Below are 24,942 nucleotides of genomic sequence, written 5' to 3' on the forward strand. Positions count from 1 at the left end.
CCTAAGATCCCATATGTGTTTAACGATATTCGATTTGATGCGTGTACTTATCTTACGCAAGCAGCAGATGCTAACAGTGAAATGCGCTTATTCGAATGACGGGGGCATAGACGTCGGATGAGATTCTATGTATACAATCTAAACAGTCAATAAAATTAATACAAAAAAACCAATTGAAGATTAAAAAATAGCAAAAAGTATGAGTTTTCACTCATACCTTTTACTAATAAGTTAACATTTGATCAAAATTTATCACTTTGATTAACGCGGTATTTATCCTGAATTTCTCATTCCTGCAGCAACGCCTGTCATAGTGACCATAAGCGCTTTATCAATTTGTTCATTTTCGTGCTCTCTGGTGCGTTTTAATAGCTCGACCTGAAGTAAATTAAGCGGATCGATATAAGGATTTCTCAATTGCAGAGATTGTCTTAACCAAGGTTGCCCTAATAATAAGGTATTTCCTGGTGCCAACTCTGTTATCAATGCTTGAGCTGATTTAAGGTCTTGTCTAAGCTGCGTACCAAGCGCTTTTGCATCGGTTTTCATCAACACTTTTTCATAATGCTCAGAAAGCCAAATGTCTGTTTTACAAAAAACCATTTCTAGCATTTCTAAACGTGTTCTAAAGAACGGCCATTGCTCACGCATTTCACGTAACATTTCAATGCCGTATTTATCAATCGCAGCTTGTAAGCCTTGATAAACGCCAAGCCAAGCTGGCAGCATTAGCCTATTTTGACTCCAAGCAAATATCCATGGAATAGCCCTTAAGCTCTCAACGCCACCATTCGGATTACGTTTAGTAGGTCGAGACCCAAGGGGTAACTTGGCCAGTTCCAACTCAGGGGTAACTTGTCTGAAGTATGCGACAAAATCTGGATTTTCTCTGACGATTTGTCGGTAATATTTACATGAACTTTGGGCAATGAGCTCTACTACTTCAACCCAATGAGATTTAGGAGATGGAACTGGAGTTAAGTTCGCTTCAATGATTGCGCTGGTATAAATCGAAAAGCTTTGCACCGCGACTTTGGGTAATCCATATTTGAAGCGGATCATCTCACCCTGCTCGGTAACGCGCAATCCGTTACTCAAACTGCCAGGAGGCTGTGATTGTAAAGCCTGAGCAGCTGGTGCTCCACCACGACCCACTGTGCCACCACGACCATGAAACAATACCAGCTCAACGCCAAAGTCTTTTGCAGCCTTAAGCAGTTTATCCATAGCTTGATATTGCGCCCAACCAGCTGCCATCATACCCGCATCTTTCGCTGAGTCAGAATAGCCAATCATCACGTATTGCTTATGATTAATATGAGTACGATACCAATCACAGGCTAGCAATTGGGTTATGACATCTGCCCCACGATTTAAATCGTCCAAAGTTTCGAATAACGGCGCAACGGGTAAATTGAAACGACAACCTGTTTCTTTTAAAAGTAATTTAACAGCCAGTACATCTGAAGCATATTGCGCCATTGAAATAATATAAATACCTAGCCTATCAGGGGTTTGCTGGCTCACTAATTGGCAAGTTTTTAAAACTTCTTGAATCTCATCAGACGCAGAGAAGTTTTTTGGCAACAATGGCCTTTTAGATGCTAATTCTGCAATCAAAAACTGCTGCTTCTGTGTTTCGCTCCAAGCGTTATAGTCGCCCAGCTCCAAGTGTTCAACAATAGCAGCAATCGCATCAGCATGTCTTGATGAATCTTGACGAATATCCAAGCTGCAGAGATTAATACCAAAGCACTCTAGTCTGAGTAACGTATCGAGTAGCAGTCCATCTGCAATTTGCGACATATTACAGTTATGCAGCGAGTTATAAATGAGCGTAAGCGGTGATTTTACTTGCTCAATATGTATGATCACTTCTTGCTCTGAGCCTACCTCACCTTTTATTTTATTCTCGAGCGCTTGAATGGTTTCATCAAGTTCGCCTTTCAACTGCTTCAATAAATAGCGATACGGTTCGTGTTGCTCCCCTATCAAAGCTTTCACATGCTCATCTGCTTGATACATAGAAAGTTCGCTACTGAGCATATCAATGTCACGAGAGATTAAATCAATCGCCATCCAGCGGCCATGATCTAGCACTGATTGAGTCACCTCAGAGGTCACAAATGGATTGCCGTCTCTATCGCCCCCCATCCATGAGGTAAAGCGGATTGGACTATGAATTTTCTTTAACTGAATACCTAATTTATCTTGAGTAACCTGGTTGAAGTAACGAATAAACTGAGGGACGGCATGCCATAAACTATTTTCAATAACTGCATAACCCCATTTCGCCTCATCAAGCGGAGTTGGCCGTTTAGCGCGAATATCATTGGTATGCCAAGCTTGACTGATCAATTGCTCAATTCGGCTAATAATGACCTTGCGTTCGTCTACATCAAGACACTGTAATTCAAGGGCAGATAAACAGTCACTCAGTTGTACGTGTTTGTTAATAATGGTTCTACGTGTCACTTCGGTAGGGTGAGCTGTAAGTACTAAATCGATGTCTAACCCAGCGAGCACAGACTCAACTTGCGCATGGTTTAATTCGTCGTTTGCTAACATATTCGAAAGCTTTTCGACTTGCTCATTTAATGCTTTGTAAATACCTTCGGGTGCACCTGTCACCGAAATTGTATGAAATTGCTCTGCTACATTAGCTAGGTTCAAAAAATGGTTAAATGCACGAGCAACAGGTAATAGTTCTTGATCAGTCAGGCTATGTAAAGTGTCGAGCAATGTGGCTCGGGCATCGGTATCACCTTGACGAGATGACTTTGCTAAAAGACGAATTTGTTCAATCTTTTTTAGCATTCCCTCACCCAGTGTTTGCTCGATAATACGCCCTAGACAGCCACCTAGTTGGCTCACATTCGCTCTCAGGTTTTCGTACTGCTCTCCCATAACGACTCCTTTTAATTATTATTTCTATAACCAAACTGCTTAAAACACCACTTGCTCTAAGCACTCATTGTTCAATAATTACTCTCTACTATACAGAGAATTAAAGGCAGATCGAGTGATCTCATTATGAATTTTAAGCGTAATTTTAACTACTTAATTACTAAGCAGCATAAAAGCAATGCAACTACTCTATGACGGCCAGTGTCCTTTGTGTGCCAAAGAAATGAGAAAACTCAAGCAGTTCGACCTTGAAAACAAGCTCACTTTGATTAATGTTCATGATATTCATGAACTCGATTTCAAACGACTTTATCCAAACATCACCAAATCAGACACGCTGAAAATATTACATGGTTACTCCGATGATGGCAGGTTATTGCTTGGCTTAGATGCAAACGTACAAGCTTGGCAAACCGTTGGTAAATATCCGTGGTTGAGATTGCTAAGAGTGCAACCAATAAAGTGGTTCGCCGATAAAGGCTATTTATTTTTTGCCAAACATAGAATGGAAATTTCACGCTTTTTAGTAAAAGATGGGTGTAATGATGGACAGTGCCAAAGATAAATCACTGCACCTTGTTATCGGTGCGAGCAGTAAAATTGCTTTAGCGTTTATTAATAAACTTAACGAACAAAACCCTGATGACTTAGTGGTGAGTTTTAGCCAGAACACATTAAATTTTGATTCAGAGAATATTCATCACTTCACCACAAATTACACTGATGAATCAATCTCTGACTCTGTATCGACTTTTCAAAATGTTTACTTGTCAGAAAATGTAAGAATAAAAACCATCACATTTTTTAATGGTCAATTACATTCAGACTTGCATGGCCCAGAAAAGAGCATCCGACAATTTGACCCAGCTTATGCACAGTCGCTGTTCAATTCGAATGTCATTACTCCCATGCTTTGGCTTAAGCATCTCGTTAATTTACTGAAGCGCTCTGATAAATGCGTTGTTACTGCGCTTTCAGCTCGTGTGGGCAGCATCGAAGATAACGGACTCGGTGGTTGGTACAGCTATCGAAGCTCAAAGTCAGCACTTAATATGATGATGAAAAGTTTTGCGATTGAATTAAAACGTCAATGCCCTCAAAGTACGGTCTTACTTTTCCACCCAGGTACTACGGACACCCCCCTGTCTAAACCTTTTCAAAAAAATGTACCGGCAGGCAAATTATTTGAACCCGAGTTTGTCGCTGAGTGCTTATTTAACCAAATCGTTGAATCGAACAGTAACGATTTAATTAATTATCTCGATTGGCAAGGCCAGTCTATACAATGGTGAATTATGTTTTTTAATACCCAATCTCTCAATGAATTAGAACAAAGATATCGTGCTCATTTGATAAATAGCTTGTCAGGTTTCAAAAGTGCAAACCTGCTAGGAACCGTTGATAACAAAGGTCAAGAAAACTTATCTATTGTCAGTTCTGTTTTTCACTTAGGCGCAAACCCTGCTCTACTTGGTATGATCATTCGACCTCATTCGGTGCCAAGACATTCTTTTGAAAACCTATTAGAAACTGGTTTTTATACCCTGAATCATGTGAGTGAAGAAATAGTTACACAAGCGCACCAAACATCAGCTCGTTACGAAAAAAAACAATCAGAATTTACTGAAACAGGTTTAACCGCAGAATATTTAAATGACTTTAAAGCACCGTTCGTCAAAGAGTCTAAAATTAAGATGGGTCTAAAACTTGTCAGTGAACAGGTAATTGAGCTTAACCAAACTCACTTAGTGATTGGTGAATTGATCGCACTTCACTGTCCTGATTCAGTCATACAAGCTGATGGTTTTATCGACATAGAAGCGGCAAATACCGTCGCGATAACTGGATTGGACAGTTATCACACTACAAGTAAAATCAATCGCTTAAGCTACGCTAAACCTGATTCAAAGCCTAAGCCTTTAGTTACACTTTAGGGTTTGTTTTTTCTTTTGGTTGCTTTAAACTCAAAATACCGACCATAAGAGAGAATAACCATGTGGCGTAATAACCTAAAGAAGTTTGCACTCGCCGGCTTAATGAGCGTGTGCTTTACTGCAACTGCAGGATTAGAGGAAGGGATTGAAGCTGCAAATGCAGGTGATTTTGAAAGGGCTTTACAGGAATTTCAATACTTAGCTGATATGAATTACGCTCCTGGCATATATGAGTTAGCTAAATTACATGAAGGCGGTCATGGCGTTATTAAGAACCCACGTAAAGCAGCGGAGTTATTTCAAAAAGCAGTAAAACTGGGTAGTGCTGATGCTATGTTTTCATTAGCTGTCATGCATGAAGAAGGCCGTGGTGTGAAGCAAGATAAGCAACGTGCTATTGAGTTGTTCACTCAGGCTGCAAACAAAAATCTAGCTGCCGCGCAATTCAACCTCGGTGTGATGTATACCAATGGTGACGGGGTGTTAAAAGATTACGCTGTCGCGATGGACTGGTACGAAAAGGCCGCTGCGAGCAACTACACTTTGGCAATGTTTAACCTCGCCTTAATGTACTATGAAGGGTTAGGTGTTGAGAAAAACATCGAAAAGTCGTTCATCTGGAATACATTGGCTGAATATAATGGCAATCGCCAAGCGATGAAAAGCCGAGAGCTTGATGAACAACAGCTTTCCCCTTCTCAGGTTGAAAAAGCAATTGAAAAAGCCAACAAACTTTATTGGCGTATTCAAGAAAAAACCTATTTTCCAGGTTCTAAAATTGACTAATAAAAAGCGCTAAGGCGCTTTTTTTATGTCTACATTATTTCTGCAAGGTTTTCACAAACCAAGTAAGCAGTTTTGACCGTGACAGTAGTAATTGCATTCTTGGTTTACCTAAACTTCCGCTTTTAAAAACACTTTTGGCGTGGCTGAAAGTCAAAACGCCTTCTCTACCGTGATATTGCCCCATACCTGAAGCGCCGACACCACCAAAAGGTAAGTCTTCAACGGCCACATGAAGTAGTACATCATTAATCACTAGACCGCCACACTGTAGCTCTCGCTCTGCACGCTTAATGAGAGACTTATCTTCTGTAAATAAATACGCCGCGAGTGGATTTGGGTTTTCTTTTATAACCTTTAAAGCCTCATCAAAACTAGACACGGTTTTTATTGGCAATAATGGGCCAAAAATCTCTTCACTATTTACCCGTGCTTGTTCCGAGGCATTATCGATGAGGTGTAAGCCAAGTTTTCGAGTTTCACTATTTTCGCTGTGTGGTTCGCTCCAAACCTCAGCACCGTTATGCAGTGCATCACCAATTAATTCGATGAGTCGCTCATACTGTTGCTGATTAATAATTGAGGTTAATTTGTCTGAGTTTGCACCTGATTTAAATTGTTTTTTGTAGTGCTTTTTAATCTCAGCTATTAACGCGCCCTTACATTTTTCGTGAACAACCAGATAATCAGGTGCAACGCAGATCTGTCCGGCATTGGCGGTTTTACCAAATACAATACTTTTGGCTGCGTGTTTGATGTCTGCATCGTCCATCACGATAATTGGAGATTTCCCCCCCAACTCTAAGGTCACAGGCACTAAATTATTCGCGGCAGCACGCATCACGTACTTGCCTATTTCAGTACTTCCTGTAAAAAACAAATGATCAAAGGGGATTGCACTGAAACTTTTCGCAACAGCTGGGCCCCCTTCTACAACACAGCAATGATCTGAAAAAGGCTCTAGCACACTTTTGATAACTTGATTTGTTGCCTGCGTATATTCACTGAGCTTTAACATAACTCGATTACCCGCAGCCAACGCCGTGAGAACTGGCATTAAGGCAAGCTGTATCGGGTAATTCCAAGGTGAAATAACACCCACGACACCCTTTGGCACATATTCAATGTGGGCTTTTGAGGGGGCAAACTGAATACCGACTTTGCGTTTACTGGGCTTGAGCCAAGATTTTAAATGCTTAATGATATGATCTAGCCCACCAATCACAGGCATAAAATCTGCCATTTGTGTATCAAACGTGCAGCGATTTCCAAAGTCTTTATTAGAGGCTGCAATAAAGTCATGCTCGGCTGCAACAAGCTGTGTTCTTATTTTCTTTAATAAAGAAATGCGTGTTTCTACGGATGAATTAGGATGATGCATAAAAGCAACTTTGAGAGATTCAAGTTGCTTTGTCAGTTGGGGATCTATCTCGTATTGCACAACATGGCTCATTTATCGGTATTTGAATAAATACACTATAAATGAGCCTGTTAGTTGTTTCAAATTAGAAAGAAAGGACGCTTCTTGCGACTGTCAGTGTTAGTACAGTAATGAGTACAATCGCCACAATATTCAACACAAAGCCTGCACGGATCATATCGCGCATTTTTATCTCGCCAGAGCCAAATACAATGGCATTGGGTGGCGTGGCAACTGGCATCATAAAGGCACAACTCGCTGCAATGGCAGCTGGAATTACCCATACTAATGGCGTGCCCGTAATAGACTCAGCTACAGGACCCAGTAACGGTAAAAAGCCTGCTGCCGTTGCTGTATTTGAAGTGATCTCGGTTAAGAAAGTAATCAAACCAGCCACCAGCAATACACTGACAACCAATGGAATGGTGTCAGCCGAAACCAATAGGTTAGCAATGTACGTTGCCAAACCTGACGACTTAATTTGTGAAGCCAACGTCAAACCGCCACCAAACAGCAATAAAATACCCCAAGGCACTTTTGCCGCACTATCCCAATCCAAGATACGCTCACCGGTTTTCTTATCAGCGGTGATCACAAACAACAATAGCGCTGCTGCAATCGCAATAGAGGTATCTGAGATCTTCAGGCCAGTCCAATCGCCCAATAGCGGTCGGAAGATCCAACTTAAGGCTGCGAAAATAAAGACTGCTAAAACGCCTTTTTCCGCGCGTGACATGTCACCTAATTTATCTAGCTGTTTTTTAAACAGCGATTTGGTATCGACTTCTGCTTCCGAGTTATCTACTTTATAACTCACTTTGGTTAACCAAAACCAAGTAATGAATAACATGGTGACAGATAAAGGTAAGCCTACCGCCATCCAAGTCGCAAAACCAATTTCGATTTGATAACTATCAGCTAAGTAAGCTGCCATTAATGCGTTTGGTGGCGTGCCAATCAAGGTTGCAATACCACCAATACTGGCACCATAGGCAATCGAAAGCAGTAGCGCTTTACCAAATGCTTCATTGCTGCTGTCACGCTCTTTTACAAGATGGATAACCGATAATGCAATCGGCAACATCATCACCGCAGTGGCTGTATTCGACATCCACATAGATAAGAATGCCGTCACTAACATCATAGCTAGAATTTGTACGCTTGGCTTCGAGCCCGCATAAAGCATGGTTTTTAATGCAATACGTTTGTGTAGGCCCCACCTTTCCATAGCAATTGAAATTAGAAAGCCGCCTAAAAATAAGAAAATAAGTGGATGCGCATAAGGTGCTGCAACCGATTTAATGGGTGCGATGCCAGCAAGAGGTGATACCACCAAAGGTAACAATGATGCCGCAGGAATAGGCACGACTTCGCTTACCCACCAAGAGGCTAGCCAAAAAGCTAAACCCGCTGTACGCCAAGCCTCAACACTCATGCCCTCGGGTGGAGACACAAGGCAAGTAAATAACATTGCCAGTGGTCCTAAAAACAACATGGCATATTTGATTGGATGTGCAGATGAATAATCAGACATTCTTTAACCCTTAAAACTTATACTTCATGCCAACAGCGATTGACGTGTCATCGTCTGACTCAAGGTCCAGTTGTGTCACTAGTGCGTATAGATTGGTTTGCTTATCGAGAATATAGTCTGTACCAAGTGTCCATTGTGTGGCTTCTTCGGCATGACGTAATTTACTGGTATCTTTACCTAATTGAATTTTAGGCACCCAACTGCCCGTTTTATAGCTTGCACTGACCAAATAGCCTGTGCCAGATTTGCTACCATCTAGATTTTCACTGTCTTGAACGATAGCACCCAGTTGGAATGCATCAAACTTATACGCCGCAACTACACGTGTCGCAACCAAATTATTCAAGCTATCAGTGTGGCTTAATGAGATATAATAAGGTTTTGTTTTTAAAGCTCGGTCGCCATAAATTGCGGTCGCAGCAAACCCAGTCTCTTCATTTGAGGCATCATCTTTCGGTGCATAGGTGAAGGAGAACGACAGATCATTATAGGTTTTACTGCTGTAAGTGAGGGTATCGCCTAGTCGGTCTTGTCCAGGTAAGATTTGTGCAATATCACTTTGGGTTTCGTTGAATTGATCAACTTTACCCTCGCTGTATTTAAAGCGCGTATCGTTACGACCAACAACCAATGTCCCCCAATTGCCTGCCAAACCTACATAGGTGTTACGCGAAGAAAATGGTGATTTAGTGTCGTCGTTTTCAAAGCCCTTTACTTGTACTTCATATTTAAACACCACTTTAAGAGAATCACTCAGTTTGTGTTCACCTTTAATGCCAATACGTGAAAATGGCGCGTCAATTTGCGTGCCCGCTTTGGTGTAACGCATTAGCCCTTTATCAGTGTCTGCAATTTGAACTTCAGCTTTGCCATACACATTGTAATCGGCTGCAAAAGCGGTGCTTGAAAATGTGGCCATCACACCGAGTGCGATTAGAGTTTTACTTGCTGTCATCTTGTTTTACCTTTTTTATAGTTGTGATCAGGGCGTGTTGACCTTTGCAACTTCAAAGATAAACACGCCCTAGTGTTACAAGATGGTTGCCAAAAAGATAAAAAAGCTTAATTTCAACAAGTTAAAAAATTACTTAACAACAAATCCGCAAATAATGTGCGGATTTTCACACACGCTTTTACTGCACTTGTCACCAAAGCCACACACTCATTCTGATTCGGTAAACATAGTACGGGTTAGACCATACTTTGCCATTTTGTCGTATAAGGTTTTACGTGGTAATTGCAACAACGCCATGGCTTCTTTGATACTGCCTTGTGATTGAGAGAGGGCTTCTTCAATTAACGATTGCTCAAAGTAACTGACCTTTTCTTGTAAGCTCAGTGACTCATCAGTTTGCGAGACTTGTTCTAAATCTTTAAGGGCCAATGCTTTACCCAACAAAACCGTTCTTTCAGCGTGGTTTCTAAGCTCTCGTACATTACCGGGCCAAGGCTTTTCTCTGAGGAGCAAGGCTTGCTCGGGTGTAATAGGTTCAAATGTCTTATGAAAACGGGTCGCCGCAATTGAGCAAAAATGCTTATACAACAGAGGAATATCTGCTTTTCTCTCACGCAGTGCCGGAATAGGCACTTTAAGTAAATTCAAGCGGTAATAAAGATCGGCTCTAAACTGCTGTGCATCCACCAAGGTTTGTAGGTCGACTTTTGTTGCAGCAATCACTCTGACATCTAAATCAATTGGCGTGTTTTCACCAACGGGTGTGACTTTGCGCTCTTCTAATACCCGTAATAACTTAACTTGTAAGCTAGGCGACATAGCTTCAATTTCATCTAAAAACACAGTGCCGCCCTGCGCATATTCAAACTTACCAATACGCGAACTTTGCGCCCCTGTATAAGCACCACTTTTTGCACCAAATAATTCGCTTTCAATCAACTCTTCTGGGATTGCGCCACAGTTAATGGCAACAAAATTATGTTTACTGCGGTTACTGTGCTCATGAAGGTAACGTGCCACCAGCTCTTTACCTGTGCCAGTTTCTCCTTCAATTAATACATCAGCTGGGGTATCTAACACTGCATCAAGCAGTTGCAACATGTCTTGCATGACTTGTGTTTGACCTAAAATTCTAACCCCAGGTCCCGAATGTTGTTTCACACTTTGCTTAAGTTCGCGGTTTTCAAGCACCAAAGCACGCTTTTCAGAGGCTCTTGCTATGCAATCTAACAACTTGTCGGTAATTGGTTTTTCAAATAAGTCATAGGCACCAAGGTGCATTGCCTTAACTGCAATGTTCACATCAGCAAACCCCGTTAAGAAAATAACCGGTAGCTCGCTGTCAAATTGCTTAACTTGTTCTATAAATTCAAGGCCGTTGAGTTTAGGCATATTGATGTCACTTAACACCACCCCGTTAAAACGGCGGCTTAATTTGCTCAACGCAGCATTGGCATCGCCATAGCAAAACACCTCATAGCCTTCTAATTCTAGTAGTTGTTTTAGGGCATCACGAATGCTCTTTTCATCATCAATAACAATGACGCTGGAATGACTCATTTAAATTCTCTTCTCATTAGAAAGTGGAGCTGAACCGATTGATGTTTGCAGTGTAAGGATAAAACTCGCGCCGATATCTGAATTATTTTCAGCGCTCAGTTCACCTTTGAAGGAGTGTATTATTTGTTTAGAAATAGACAAACCTAAGCCCAAACCATTACCCGACTTAGTGGTAAAGAAAGGCTCAAAAATACTCTCAAGGGTATGCGACTCAATACCTGTGCCAGTATCAGATATCTTGATTGATGATTGACCTGCATCGGTATAGTTAGAGATTGTTAGTTTTTTTATTTCGACGTCTTGCATCGCATGACACGCATTTGAAAGTAGGTTCACAATAACTTGCTCGCAGAGAATTGGGTCAACCCACACAGCTATGTCGTCTAATTCAAGGCTCAACTTTATATCATGTTTTTTAAGCTCAGGACCGATGATAATTAATGCATTAGCAAATAAGTCCTTAAGTTTATGCAATGCTAACTTAGGCTTTTGAGATTTACTAAAGTGCTTAAGTTGCGCAACGATTGTATGGGTTCGTTTTATTAGCGCTTCAATTAGCATTAAGTTTTCTTGGACTTTTTCAAACTGACCTTTGAGTAATAATCGCTTGCTACTGGCCAAATAGGCACTCATAGCCGTAAGTGGCTGACTTATTTCATGGTTAATTCCGGCACTGAGTTGACCTATGGTTGCCAATTTCGCGGCGCGCAGCAAAGCTTGCTGTGTTTCAAGTAGCTGCTCAGAGCGGGCATTGATTTGCGCTTCCAAACTTCTTTGAGTAAAGAGTAACTGCTTGTAGCCTGCCAGCTTAACTAAAATGACTTCAAAAATAATAAATAACGCCAGTAATAATACTGAACTCAGTGCCAAGCGGCTCCATTGATTGGCTGTCACATCATCAATGGCTGACAGTAAATATAGTGACGCATTGAGTGATTCAAGGGGCTTTTTAGCATACACAAAGTGTTTGGCTAAACGCCCCTCTGTCGAAATTTGTAACTGTTCTGTTTGCTCGTCAAAGCGCCAAGGCTGCGTGTTGATCTCACGTCCTGAGAATTGCCGTGAAGCATCAAATTCAGCGATGTCAGTTTGGGTTAAAGGTTGCGTTGAGATTAATCGCCATTTTTCTTGATCGGACATCAATACAATGCCTGATTTATCCATCAAGATAAAACTATGCTGATGACCTGTATCTAGGCTGTCACGAACCTCTTCAAAATGACTTGCATTTACTTTAACAACAATAACGCCTTTGACTTCGCCTTGCTGCTCTATTGCCTGAGAAATATAAATGCCTCGAGCACCTGAGCGAAGCCCTACAGCAAAATCTATCGCATTGCCGTTTTCAACTGCCTCATAAAAGTATTTTCGAAAAGCAAAGTTACTCCCTATGTAACTATGCGCTGTTTGCCAGTTACTGCTGGCAGTCACCCATCCTTGCTCATTCAAGACATACACATCAGATGCGCCACTGGCAATTTGAATATCTGCAAGGTATTCATTAAGCGGCTTTAAGTCATGTTTAGTTTCTTCATCGAGCAAATTCAGCATGTGCGTGTTTTGTCGCACTAAATTTGGAATTGAAGTAAAACGTGCAAGTTCTGAGGTGAAATATTGATGAAGCTTTTCTAGGTTTTCAGTGCTGTTTTGACGAGTCTGTTTAAGATCGTATTGCACGCCAACATGATAGATGACGCACAACCCGATAATTAAACCTAAAAAATAAACAAATAGTTTGGTCGATAGTTTTTGCTGCAAAAGTCTGCCTGTTTTAGTAACCAAATACCCAAGAGCCGAGGGTCATAGTTAACAAGGTTATGAGTAAGACTGCAATGATATTCATCATAAAGCCAGCTTTAACCATGTCTTTTATCTTTATCTCGCCAGAACCAAACACAATGGCATTTGGCGGTGTTGCTACTGGCATCATAAATGCGCAACTTGCAGCAATTGCTGCTGGTATCACCCAAATCAGTGGTGTACCCGCAATTTGCTCTGCAACAGGGCCAAGTAAAGGCAAGAAGCCTGCGGCTGTTGCAGTATTAGATGTGATCTCAGTTAAAAAGCAAATTAATGTCGCGACCACTAACACACCTAAAATAAGAGGGATTGCAGATGCGCCAGCCAACATATCCGCAATATATTGCGCTAGGCCAGAGCTTTTAATTTGAGCGGCAAGCGCAAGACCCCCACCGAACAACAGCAAAATTCCCCAAGGTACAGCTTGCGCTGCATCCCAATCCATCACCTTGGTTTTATTATCTTTTTTTGCAGGTAAAACAAAAAGCAGTAACGCCGCAATAATAGCAATACCTGTATCTGTGATATTTAATCCTGTCCAACTTGCTAAATAAGGTCTTAACACCCAGCTCACCGCAGCAAAAACAAATACAAACAGTACATTTTTCTCGGCGAGTGTCATGCTGCCCAGTTCATCTACTTGTTTTTGAAACAGTGTGTTTAACTGAGCATTATTGCCGACTTGTTTTACGTTAAAAGCAAATCGAGTCAGCCAATACCAACAAATAACAATCATAGTAAATACGAATGGCACAGCGAACATCATCCACTGAGCAAAGCCAATTTTGATTTGATGGTTTTCCCAGAGATAAGCGGCCATCAATGCATTTGGCGCAGTCCCAATGATAGTCCCTACACCACCTATACTCGCACTGTAAGCGATTGCTAATAGCAGCGCCTTACCGTAATTATCACAACTACTATTGTTTTCTCGTAAAACATAGATAACCGACAAGGCAATCGGCAACATCATTAGGGTTGTTGCTGTGTTATTGATCCACATTGATAAAAAGCCACTGACCATCATCATGGCCAAGATCTGGAATTTGGGATTATTGCCACTTTTCAGCATGGTGATCAGGGCAATTCGCTTGTGTAAGTGCCACTTTTCCATCGCAATAGAAATTAAAAAGCCGCCTAAAAATAGAAATATGAGCGGATGAGAGTACACACTCGTCACGGATTTTATATCGTTAATACCCGCCAATGGCACAGCAATGATAGGCACTAATGAGGTCGCAGGAATAGGCACAACCTCACTCACCCACCACACACCCAACCACAGTGCCAAACCTGCGGTTTTCCAAGCAACGTCAGGCATACCGGATGGCGTATCAATTAAAAAGGTTGATAAGAAAATGGCTGGTCCGAGTAATAAATAAAAATAGTGGAAAAGTGTTTTATTGTTATCTGAAATCATATCCGTACATTACTTTATTATTTTCGTTGTTTCGTTTGTAAATACATTCAATGCCGTTTGTATTGAAAGTAACCGCTAGAGATAAATTTACTATTCAGCGTGCAGATTACTTAGTAATTAAGGAGTGAGTATGAATGAGAGGGTTTTGAACGACAAGACGCAACTCAAAAAAAGAGGGATCTAAAAGATAAAATGCGCTTTCAGTCGTTAATAACTGAAAACGCAGCAAATTTTACCTGTGCTTAAAATGAAATTTTTAAGATTTATAGAAATTTAAGCCATAAAACTGATCATGTGATTATCCCACCGGATCTGATGTTGATTAATCGCACTTAACGCTTTGTCTACACCAACTAAATTACCCCGCCCTGTTGTTGCTATAAATGTCGTTTTGCTACTCGCAACGCCAGCAGTATCATCCAGCGTTAATAAAGACTTTAATTCTAGCGTTTTTCTATCCCAAATACTCACCACGCCCCCGCGAGGAGAAGTAACAGCCAGCTCATTTTGGTCATTAACTGAAAGACTCGCAATGTACTGTTTGAAACGCATCCATTCATTATCGGTTGCTTGCATCGGCTGGATCTGTTCACCGATCCTATGACCATAAATAAGCGGATTCACCTGATATACAGCACCTTGATACTGACAGCCAAAGTAAACGGTATCATCATTAGCCACACATAAGTGTCTAATACTTAGATGCTTGTCGCGTAACTGGTGTTTAGAAACAAGTTTACCATTTAGTGTATTTATATAACTTAAGTTCGGTTGCATTGTATCTAGGTTTAGCTTTTCTCTCGATTTAGCAGGATGAGTATGAATGCCGCCATTAGCAATCACCAAAGTTTGATTATCACTTAACATCGCAAGTTGATGTGGTCCTACTCCATGACTTGAAAACTGCCTAACAATAGAAAAGTCTTTGGTATCTCGAACGGTGATTAAACCATCTCGCTCTGTCATATGTTCATCGAAGTAGTTTTCTGTGGAGAACAATAAACTTTCATCAGCGTTTAATACACCATGACCAAAAAAGTGATGCTGAGGCTGGGCGTCAATTTCTTTAACTACCAGCTTCGACGCGACATCAATAACGTGCAACTTAACGCCGGGCCTTCTAGCAAAGGCGATTATTCTATTTTGCGATTTAATATAGGCTAAATCATGGGCGCGCTCAGAGATCTCAACGCGTCCATGTAGATGACCCTGCTCGTCAAACCAACCAACATAATGTCGGTTTGCTTTATCTGTGAAAGCACTCGCAAACAAGGTTTTTGCCGATACAGAACACGCCGATAACCATGGCATTAGAGTCGAACATGCACTTAATGCTATCGCGCCCTTAATAAAACTACGTCGATTCATAATCGTTACCCTATTAGTCACCATCGTTGGTATTAAAACCGGGCGCTAAGTCGGTTACTTGCACAAAATCAGATGCCATGAGCGCACGCAGTTCTGTGATCGAAGTACGAACAGCTGTCAGTTTTGCTCTGCCAGCCTCAGTTGCGATTAAATCAGCTAAAGTTGCGCTTTCGAGTGCATCAAGGGCCGAATGAACCGCTTTGAAGTGTAGTGTTATTTCATTTTTGACGTCTTCTCGGTCATATAACTCAACCAATAAGTCATCAAAACCAAACTCAGTTGCACCATTAAACTGTTGCTCTAAAGCAGCCATATTGGTTTTAATGTTATTCACAGACACATGTGCGAACGGACTTTCTAGTAATTCTGGGTTACCAGGTGATGATGTATCTAGCGTTGCTTTTAGCTTTTCATCATTGATAATTTCAAGGTATTCAAACCAAAAAGTTAAATATTTTTCGATAGCGCCTTTATGCCCACTAAAACTACCGGTTCCAGCCTTGAATTGTTCGCCATACTCACCTTGCCACTGTGTAACCACTTCATCCATCAGTGTTACAGTGTTATTTGCAATCACATTTAAATATGCACAGCGTTGCCCTTGGTTTTGAGATGAAAGAAATGCATTGGCTTCATCTTGATTAAAGACAACATATTCAAATGCAGGCAAACCTTGGAGTTGGTGCTTTGAACTTGGAAAGCCATCTGTAAATGTTTCTCCCTCAATCAAAATCGACTCAACATCATTGGCTAATTTAGTTGCTTCGATTGGCATATATTGGATTTGTGAGTAAATATAGGTGTCAGATATAGGCCCAAACTTAATGGTACGCGCTACCTGCCAAGCACTATTGGCTTTGTTCCAAGCGTTTTGCAAACGAGTTAAGTCTGCTTCTGTAAATTCTGATTTCTCACACACTTCACTTGTTGTATTTTGCAGGGCTTCGCTTTCAGTCAGCATAAGTTGATAACTCGGTAAGATCACATCATCAACTAACACTGTTGTAATTTTTTCAAGCGCTTGTGCTTCAGTCAAACTATTCGAATTATCTGTTGACCCACTTCCTTGATCTGTTGTTGGCGATGTCGTAGGTGTTTGCTCGTTAGAGCCGCCACCACCACAACCTGATAAGAAAAGGCTTAGCACGACTGCAATTGTTGTTGGCATTAAAGTGTTGATTGTTTTCATTGTTTATCCGAATTAAATTTGTTTTAAGAAGTACAACAGTGCTGCTCGTTGTTGCTTCGTTAAGGATTTGAATTTACGTTGATGCGGCTGAGCTTCACCGCCATGCCAAAGCACCGCTTCTTCAATCGTGCGTGCACGACCATCATGTAAAAATGCAGAAAAGCCCTGAACTCTATGCTGTAAACCTATCCCCCAAAGAGGCGGGGTTCGCCATTCGCTCCCTGATGCCAGGTTTTCAACTCCTTTATCTGCTAAACCCTCGCCCATATCGTGTAAGGCTAAATCGGTATAAGGCCAAATAGTTTGCCCTGCCAATGCTTTTACCTCGTAAGAGGTATCTGTAGTAAAACTGGGGGTATGACATTGCTGGCACTGCAATTTGTAAAATAGAGTTTGCCCTTGCTTTGACTTACTACTTTGTAAATCTCTTGCAGGAGGGGGAGCAATCAGTTGGCTCATGTACACAGTTAAATCATGCAGTTTTTTTGGAATGTCTAGCACATTGTCAGGGTCGACACTTGCAGCTTGTTTACAAGCAACTTGGTGAACTAAGCAGGTTTCATCCTTGAAGATAGGGTTAGTAATACCAATATCATTGACAAATGCACCTGCCACTTGTTGTTCTAGTGTGCTATGTAAGCCCTTAAATCCAAACCGACCTATACGCTTTTCACCACTTACCGCATCAATAACTTGGTTATATTTACCACTAATACCATCTTTATTGGCGTCGTTAATATCTTCAAGGTTAAGTAAATCTTTCTCCTTAATTGCATCCAATAAGCCCATACCATATACAGCTGGTGCGTAGCGGGCAGATAGATAAGTGCCTTTATCAAGTGGTCCGTAGGCGAGATTTTCAATTTCGTAACTAGGCTTTCTGAGCGTATAAGTTTCACCGTCATCATAGTGCCCTGTTATTTCTTCATAAAATACGCGTACTTGTGCCTCACCTTGAACAGGTTTAGTAAGCTTTTCATGAGATAAACGAATCGCCAGAGGCTGAAGTTGCCCGCCATATCGGCTATCACCTTTGCTTGCATTAGCCTGTAGAAACCTAAACAGCAATGCAGGCTCTGCTATCTCTCCATGTTTTGACGGTCTGCCTCGTCCACCATCGGCATGGCAAGTTTTGCATGAGCGTGCGTTAAACAGCGGCCCGAGCCCATCTCTGTCTCTGGTAATCGAAGGTGAAGCAACCCAAGGATCGCGAAAAAATGAAAAGCCATCCCAAAAATCCAACTGCTCCATGCGAGGTAGATTTTTAGCGGGTTCAATAAAAGAGCGATAATTCAATCGCCCTGTTGCATCCCCGCCAGGCTTAGCCGCTTGCTCGTTTGATCCTGATGCATTGACAGACATAGACAAACAAATAAGAGCGGCAGCTCGCAAACTGTTTTTTTGTAGATTTAACATCATAGTGAATTCAAGAAAGCCAATAGCGCATCACGTGCTGGTTTATCCATATTTAAATAAGCTTGCTTTGCAGATTCGGCTTCACCGCCATGCCAAAGGATCGCTTCAGATAAAGTGCGTGCACGGCCATCATGCAAAAATGTTGCTTTTGGCGTCACCGTTTGCACTAAACCCACCCCCCATAAAGCTGGCGTTTTCCATTCAGTGCCAGATGCATCACCTTCAGGGCGGCCATCAGCAAGACCCTCACATCGCTGCACGTAATAACAACTTTCACCGCTGTCACACGCTTCACCACTTGCCAACTCACGAGTTACTTTGCAACTGCCGCCCATGTCATGGAGAAGTAAATCGGTATATGGATAAATTACTAAATTTTGTAAAGCTGAAATGTTGGTTCGTGTGTCTGTAGACACTTGCACTAAATCTACATCACCAAGTAAGCTCCCTTTCGCCTGACCTGTTTTGTATCTTGGCACATGACAACTGTGGCAATTTGCAGCAAAAAACTGTCTTCTACCTTTTAATACATCATCATTCCAAAGGTTATTTTCAGTATCAAAACCACGGCGATTTGGTACTGCTAATGTGCGGTTATAAAATTCGACTTGAGCCAAATCGACGTTGTTTAAATCAACGCCATCGTGGTGCTTGTTTTGTTCTTTTTCAGCTTGAGCAAGGCACGCAGATTGAGCTTCTGTACAAGGCTCGCCTGTTTCAACCGTATTCGTCACCCCCATATCACCTCGGTATGCGCCTGAAATTTGTTGTAATACAGATGCTGTTACCGCTTTTTGACCGAAACGTGCGAGCATCTTTTCATTATTGATCGGGTGAGTTGTGTAAGCTGCTTTACCAGATATGCCATCATTGTTTGTATCATCTGGATCGGCATAAGCTAAAATACTCTGTACAGGAATACTCTCTAATAAACCTGAGCCATAAACATGGGGAGATACGCGGGCAGAAAACTGCACATCTTGATTAAACTCACCATATGCAAGATCTTTTACTTTATAAATCGGTTTTCTTAAGGAGTAACTTTCGCCATCTGTGAATTGACCAGTCACTTCTTCATATTCGACCCAAGTGTATGCCTCGCCGTAAGCCAGGCCTTCTTCTATGGCTCCGTTGTGTTTTGCTAACACATCCGTTTGACCATCTATGGTGCCAAAAACTTGAATTTGATCGCCATAAACAGGGTCTACATTACCCATACTATCACCTACTCTCAAAAACATACTGATCATTGGCTCATTAGCAGATTTAGGCACAACGCCTCTTCCGTCTTTGATGTGACACCCTTGGCAAGTGGTGTTATTGAAAATAGGGCCTTGACCATCATGGTTAGAACGAAAAACATGGTCGCCCGCTTTGAAAACGGCATCAAGTCTAGGCGTATCAAGGATTGCAGGCAGTGCTTGGCTAAATGCATCTTCATTGAACGTATTAACCGATGCTTCCCCTGCTGCTAAGTGCTCAAACTCGTCAGGTGCATCTTTGCGTAAAACAGGTAGGCCATCATTTAAGGTGAGATCAGGAAAAGCCAGATTATCTTTACTGCCTTGATTGCCTTCGGAATTATTGTCGCCATTATTGTTTGAATTTGTTGGAGAGTTTGTATCTTGCTTGCTACTACCACCACAGCCTTGAAGAGAAATAAGCGCGATGATTAGAGCTAACATTGATTTTTTATTATTCATTCAGTGCCCCTGAACTGCTTACTACTGTAACCAGAAACTGAAAAGGCCGACCAAAAGGCCAGCCATATTAAGTTAGATATCTTCTTCTGTATCTTGTTTTAAGTCTTCAGCTGAAACGCCAAGCTCATCGATGGCTTTTTGGATCAGATCTGTTTGTGTAGCAAGTGCAGAGATAGTCGCATACACTTCTTTCTTACGGTCTTCATTTTGAATTTGAACGTCAAAAGACACACCTAGCTTGGCATTCGTATCAATAACCGAGGCACTTGCCATTGACGCTTCAAGGGCAGCGCGCAGCTCGTTTGCAAGCTCAGGTTTACCCTCTTTTACTAATAGGTCATGGATACTTGCGCCGACTAACTCTTCTCCATTAATACGTGTATATTTGCCTAAATAATGGTTTTGAACACCTTTGGCATTGAGGTAGATATCACGGTGTGTGTTATCTGAAAAACACGAGTGTTCGTCTTCTTGACTATCGGTGCGAACAGCAATACTCATACGTTCACCTGCAAGCTCACCGAAACTCAAACGTCCCATACTCTCAAGCATTGCACCTAAGTTTTTCTTTGCATTTTCTGGTTTTACATATTCTAAATAATGGAAGCCTGTGCCAGGTGTCCATGCTTCAGTCACTGCTTGCAAGTCATCAACTAATAACTCTGCGGCTGCTTTTAAGTATTGACCACGACGTGCACAAATTGCGTCAATTGCACCTTGCTCGCCAGATGTACAAGTTGCACCATTTGAATCTGTTGGCATATTGTCAATAGTATAAAAATCAGAGGCTTTACGGTGACCTGCTGTATAATCACGTGCAGCTGTGTAAGTAAGATCTTGGTTTAAATCTTGACCCCATAATAAGAATTCAATGGCGTGATAACCTGACGTTACATTGGCTTCTTCACCGTCTAATTCAAACTTATCTTGTAATAACTGCTTAGTAATTTCTGGGAAGTTTTCTTGATCTGAAATGATGTTACCACCCGCTTGATAAACTGCAGCAGTGCCACGAGCTTGATGGCCGTCCATATCAATCGTGTAGTCGATCAACGCTTCAGCTAGAGGCCAAGCATTAATTGCGCCTTCTGGGCCTTCGCCATCAACTAATGTTGGTTGACCATCAACTTCTGTAAGTGCGTCGATTGGGCCTTCACGGAAACGATAAACTTCAGTTTGACCATATGGTTCACGTGCAAAAAGCCAAGCTTGTTTTGCAGCAGTGAAGTTTGCTTCACTAGGATCAGCAACAAATTCATCAATCGCTTTTTGCATTGCTTTGGCTGCAATAAGTGAATCTGCAAATACGGCGTAGGCGTGTTGCGCATTTGTTTTAACCACATCTTCTACTGTTACATAATTGGCTACACCATTTTGTCCAGCAACACCTTGCTCGCCTTGAGGGCCAGCTGCACCTATAGCACCGTCTTTACCGTCGTCACCATTACATGCAGATAATACCGCTGTACAAACTAGCGTAAGCGCAAATTTCTTAAAGTTTTTCACTCTTATCCCTTTAATTATCAGTTTATAGTTTATTATTCAGCAAATATTAACGAACCACGCAAATGCATTCAAGAATTATTTCCATTTGCATTATTGTAGTGTTTATTTTTGATGTAGATCAAATATGATCAGCTCTGCTTGAATGCGATTATTTAATGAGAAATACAATTGAAGGATGTTAGAGAGAATTTAAAAACTTTTTATACCAATCAGCTTAACTAAGTGGTCTATTTTGAGGCAAGAAAACCTTGTTGGTAGCTAGGCAAATATTTCGTTATTTAGTTGTTCTAAATGAGAAATCTTTAACGCAGCTATCATCAGGTTTAATCCCTCAAAATGATTAAGTGTTATTGCGGATTGGTATTATTAGGCAAAAAACAAAAAAGCGCCGATATATCGGCGCTTTTGATGAATTTTGATATTTAGAATGTTTGGCGATACTGAAGTAATAACTTTCTTGATTGAGTCGGCACAATGCCGTCTGTCATTCTTGGATCAAAAACTTTGTATTGCTTATCGAGTAGATTTTGAGCCTTAAGAATTATCGAACTATCACTATCAATATTCCAACTGGCAGTGAGACCTAACAGAAAATAATCTGATTGCTTAAAATCTCCTGAAACGTTTTTGTCTTGCGAAGCAACAAATACCTCATCACGCCAAATTGTATTTACACTCAACTGTAATGCGTCGAATTGATGAGTAATGGCTGCTGCAGCAAATCGCTTAAAGCTCGGGTTAATGGGTTCATCAAACAATTGAGTAAAGCCAGCTTCAAACCAAGTACTTTCTGTAAGGTTAAAGTTACTATTAACTTCAACCCCTTGCATACTTGCTTCAAATACATTGTCAAAAGTAAAACGAGTTTGAGCTTGATCTGTAGCCACTAAGTTTATGAAATCTTTCAACTCATTATTGAAAAACACCACATCCATCTGCCAATTTTGGTGTTCAGTGTGCCAGACCAATTCCGTCGTTTTAACATACTCTGATTTCAGATCAGGGTTACCTACAGTCACATCGTCATTTGAGTAAAGTTCATTACTGACGGGTGTTCTAAAAGATTCGCCATATTGCAGCTTTAAAGTATGCTTTTCATTTAGGTCATAAATGAGAGCAAGCCTGGGCGATAGCTTGCTATCTATGCTCTTCACTTCATCAAAACGTGCGCCAACAAACATTGTTAATTGTTCTGACGCTACATACTTAGCCTGAGTATACAAAGCATAAGAATCAAACGAGGCCAACAAATTTTTAAACGGAGGATGAGATTCAATCGTCCGCGTCTCGCCTAAATAATATCGGTTTTCAACTAAGGTATTGCCCGACTGATAGTCATAATAACTACTGATCACGCCAGCTTTAAATTGCTCTTCTTCCGAATATTCTGCACCGAAATTGACTTGTAAGGACTCACTAAATTGATAACTGCCATCAACTTTCAAAGCCAGATCTTTGGTTGACCATGCAGGACCAACAAAAAAGTCACCAGCCAAGTTGGTGTCTTGTGCAGAGACAATTAACCCCTTACTTTCAATTTCATGACGGATAAAATCGAATGAAGTAGATAAATGCCATAAATCATCGTCCAACCAGGTATAAGTCGCCTGCAATGCAGTGTTTTCACTGTGATGATGGTTTCCTTTTGACGCACCCGCAAGATTGATGAATTCATCTAATTGTGTCGCGTTTTTCCTGACATTAATGTCTAGACTATGCCATTGAGCACCTAGCTCAAAAAAGTAGGACTCTAAGGGGTCTTTCGTACCAAAAGAGTAGGTTTCACCATCACGTTTATTGAGCGATAAATTACTGTAAATCTTTAATCCATCGTGCAATTCTTTATTGAATGAAAAGCCAGCTTGTAGTTCTCCATGCTCACCGATTGAGGCACTGAGTTGAGTACGTTCAGAAGTGGTCACAACATTCATAACGCCCAAGAATGCATTACTGCCGTATAGCGCAGAACCTGGACCACGAATAAACTCAACACGTTCAATCAGTTCAACAGGAATAAAAGGCATATAAACTGATGCCTTACCAAAAGAAGGGTCATTCAGTCTTTGGCCATTGATCATGACCAGTACATTACCACTATCTAGATAGATGCCTCGCGTATGCTCTTTCGGCACAGCTCCCACCCAATCACCTCGAGTCGACTGAAAGCCAGGCACAAAGTTCATTAACTCATAGGCATTCGATACGCCTAACAGTGCAATATGTTGTTGATTAAATACAGTAATACTCGAAGGAACAGACGAGCGAGTTTCATCCGTTTTTGTGGCAAGAGAAATATTGACGTCTAAAAGTTGCTCAAATGATAAGTCAAATAGATCCTCATCACTTTCAATATTTGATAACGCATGACCAGAATACAAAATTGAAAGTAAAGAAATCGTAGGTATTATTATTCTCATAGCTTGGCTCATTATTTCAGCGATAGAGCAGCTAAATGCAATTCCATGCACAGCCTATTTACATTGTTTTAATAATACTAATGTTAACAGACTGTGCAAGTTTTATATTTCTATTTTGAGAACATTATGCGAGTTGAGTACGTTTTCCTTTGAAATATTTGTATAAACCAATTAAAGATGCGGCTATCCAGAATAATTCAATAACAAAACTAGCAAGGTTAAAGTTGTAGCAAAGACTGATTAGCAAGAGTATTGCGCCACTTAAATTCATTAAGTTATAAACAATACCGGTAGGCTCAGCTTTGCCTAGTTGAAGCATAAAGAAAGCACCAACCACAAGCGCAGTTCCTGTCATACCAATGACATCAAAAAGAATATCGATCACGTTTTGTATCCACTATCAATTGCTACCTGCCCTCATTAGCAGAGTTTGAAGCAATATAAGATTAGTTAACCCGGAAATACTGGCCCATTCCATGGGAAGGGTTACTTTCACTCATTGAAACAGCAAAACGTATCTAAATTAAATGAGAGAGAAAAATGAAAACAGGGCAAATGTCCGCCCCGATGATAAGTATTCCAACAATTCTGAGTTGTTATTACTAGCCTGTGACACTCAGTATCACTGCCATAAGAATAAACTGGAAGGTATGGTAACCCCCATTCACTAAAAACAAACTAAGCGGTCTTTGTTCAAAAATATAAGAAATCCCCAATGAGCTTGACGCTAAACCAATGCCTACGGCCGCACCAATGATGATTGATTGTGTAATATTAGGATCAGGTCCTAATATAAATGCCAAAACAAACGCAGCCAACAATGACAGTAAAAATGCTAAACCATAAATCAATTTCGGATCGCTGTTTTGTAAGTCAAGTTCAGTTAACCCACACCCCTCTAACCAAGTTTTGCCAAATAAAACCGGGGAGTACCATAAACCACCCAACATAAATGAAGATAACGCGGCAAGTAAAATTGCCCAATAATTAAGTTCTGCCAACTGCATAATAATGAAGCATCAAACCATTC

The 24,942-nt window shown here is 41.0% G+C and carries 19 protein-coding genes; 4 read left to right on the forward strand and 15 right to left on the reverse strand.

Translation table 11 applies throughout. From position 1 onward, the window contains the following. Positions 1-273: 273 nt before the first annotated feature. Positions 274-2,907 carry a phosphoenolpyruvate carboxylase gene (ppc, locus tag AAEU28_RS10730; RefSeq protein ID WP_421964102.1) on the reverse strand — a complete coding sequence of 878 codons (2,634 nt, stop codon included), beginning with the start codon at positions 2,905-2,907 and terminating at the stop codon, positions 274-276. A gap of 178 nt (positions 2,908-3,085) precedes the next feature. On the opposite strand from ppc, the gene AAEU28_RS10735 reads away from it, so the two are divergent. The 4 genes from AAEU28_RS10735 to AAEU28_RS10750 are packed head-to-tail and all read left to right on the forward strand — an operon-like array spanning position 3,086 to position 5,627. Next, positions 3,086-3,472 (forward strand): thiol-disulfide oxidoreductase DCC family protein, encoded by a 387-nt coding sequence (locus AAEU28_RS10735; RefSeq protein ID WP_421964103.1) that lies wholly within the window; start codon positions 3,086-3,088, stop codon positions 3,470-3,472. After that, entirely contained in the window at positions 3,450-4,199 is a 750-nt protein-coding gene (locus tag AAEU28_RS10740; protein WP_421964104.1) for an SDR family NAD(P)-dependent oxidoreductase, read from the forward strand. The genes AAEU28_RS10735 and AAEU28_RS10740 overlap by 23 nt, the downstream gene beginning before the upstream one ends. Before the next feature lie 3 nt (positions 4,200-4,202). Beyond that, on the forward strand, positions 4,203-4,841 hold the full coding sequence (locus tag AAEU28_RS10745) for a flavin reductase family protein (RefSeq protein ID WP_421964105.1): 639 nt from the start codon (positions 4,203-4,205) through the stop codon (positions 4,839-4,841). Positions 4,842-4,901: 60 nt separating this feature from the next. Further along, the gene (locus AAEU28_RS10750) at positions 4,902-5,627 is read left to right on the forward strand and encodes a tetratricopeptide repeat protein (RefSeq protein WP_421964106.1); all 726 of its coding nucleotides are present in this window, start codon (positions 4,902-4,904) and stop codon (positions 5,625-5,627) included. A gap of 34 nt (positions 5,628-5,661) precedes the next feature. On the opposite strand, the gene AAEU28_RS10755 is transcribed toward AAEU28_RS10750, so the two are convergent. The 14 genes from AAEU28_RS10755 to AAEU28_RS10820 form a co-directional block, all read right to left on the reverse strand. Next, entirely contained in the window at positions 5,662-7,065 is a 1,404-nt protein-coding gene (locus tag AAEU28_RS10755) for a coniferyl aldehyde dehydrogenase (protein WP_421964107.1), read from the reverse strand. Between the two features lie 64 nt (positions 7,066-7,129). Beyond that, a complete protein-coding gene (locus AAEU28_RS10760; RefSeq protein ID WP_421964108.1) occupies positions 7,130-8,578 on the reverse strand; it encodes an SLC13 family permease in 1,449 nt (482 codons plus the stop codon). A gap of 10 nt (positions 8,579-8,588) precedes the next feature. Continuing rightward, entirely contained in the window at positions 8,589-9,533 is a 945-nt protein-coding gene (locus AAEU28_RS10765) for a porin (RefSeq protein WP_421964109.1), read from the reverse strand. Positions 9,534-9,740: 207 nt separating this feature from the next. Then, positions 9,741-11,093: a sigma-54-dependent transcriptional regulator gene (locus AAEU28_RS10770; protein ID WP_421964110.1), complete on the reverse strand. Its 1,353-nt coding sequence runs from the start codon at positions 11,091-11,093 to the stop codon at positions 9,741-9,743. Next, the gene (locus AAEU28_RS10775; RefSeq protein WP_421964111.1) at positions 11,094-12,851 is read right to left on the reverse strand and encodes a sensor histidine kinase; all 1,758 of its coding nucleotides are present in this window, start codon (positions 12,849-12,851) and stop codon (positions 11,094-11,096) included. 13 nt (positions 12,852-12,864) lie between these two features. After that, a complete protein-coding gene (locus tag AAEU28_RS10780; protein WP_421964112.1) occupies positions 12,865-14,313 on the reverse strand; it encodes an SLC13 family permease in 1,449 nt (482 codons plus the stop codon). A gap of 273 nt (positions 14,314-14,586) precedes the next feature. Continuing rightward, positions 14,587-15,681, reverse strand: coding sequence for a DUF1513 domain-containing protein (locus AAEU28_RS10785; protein ID WP_421964113.1), 1,095 nt, complete (start codon positions 15,679-15,681; stop codon positions 14,587-14,589). A 13-nt stretch (positions 15,682-15,694) separates the two neighbouring features. Next, positions 15,695-16,870, reverse strand: coding sequence for an imelysin family protein (locus AAEU28_RS10790; RefSeq protein ID WP_421964114.1), 1,176 nt, complete (start codon positions 16,868-16,870; stop codon positions 15,695-15,697). Positions 16,871-16,882: 12 nt separating this feature from the next. Then, positions 16,883-18,232, reverse strand: a complete 1,350-nt coding sequence (locus AAEU28_RS10795; protein ID WP_421964115.1) for a di-heme oxidoredictase family protein — start codon at positions 18,230-18,232, stop codon at positions 16,883-16,885. A gap of 53 nt (positions 18,233-18,285) precedes the next feature. Beyond that, the gene (locus tag AAEU28_RS10800; protein WP_421964116.1) at positions 18,286-19,989 is read right to left on the reverse strand and encodes a di-heme oxidoredictase family protein; all 1,704 of its coding nucleotides are present in this window, start codon (positions 19,987-19,989) and stop codon (positions 18,286-18,288) included. A 72-nt stretch (positions 19,990-20,061) separates the two neighbouring features. After that, the gene (locus AAEU28_RS10805) at positions 20,062-21,495 is read right to left on the reverse strand and encodes an imelysin family protein (protein WP_421964117.1); all 1,434 of its coding nucleotides are present in this window, start codon (positions 21,493-21,495) and stop codon (positions 20,062-20,064) included. A gap of 422 nt (positions 21,496-21,917) precedes the next feature. Next, positions 21,918-23,912, reverse strand: a complete 1,995-nt coding sequence (locus AAEU28_RS10810) for a TonB-dependent receptor plug domain-containing protein (protein ID WP_421964118.1) — start codon at positions 23,910-23,912, stop codon at positions 21,918-21,920. Positions 23,913-24,036: 124 nt separating this feature from the next. Next, positions 24,037-24,297, reverse strand: a complete 261-nt coding sequence (locus AAEU28_RS10815; RefSeq protein WP_138479577.1) for a CBU_0592 family membrane protein — start codon at positions 24,295-24,297, stop codon at positions 24,037-24,039. A gap of 217 nt (positions 24,298-24,514) precedes the next feature. Next, complete coding sequence (locus tag AAEU28_RS10820) at positions 24,515-24,919, reverse strand: DUF1761 domain-containing protein (RefSeq protein WP_421964119.1); 405 nt, start codon at positions 24,917-24,919, stop codon at positions 24,515-24,517. Positions 24,920-24,942 lie beyond the last annotated feature (23 nt).

The organism is Pseudoalteromonas sp. SS15 (genome assembly GCF_049257195.1).
In the GTDB taxonomy this organism is placed as follows: domain Bacteria; phylum Pseudomonadota; class Gammaproteobacteria; order Enterobacterales; family Alteromonadaceae; genus Pseudoalteromonas.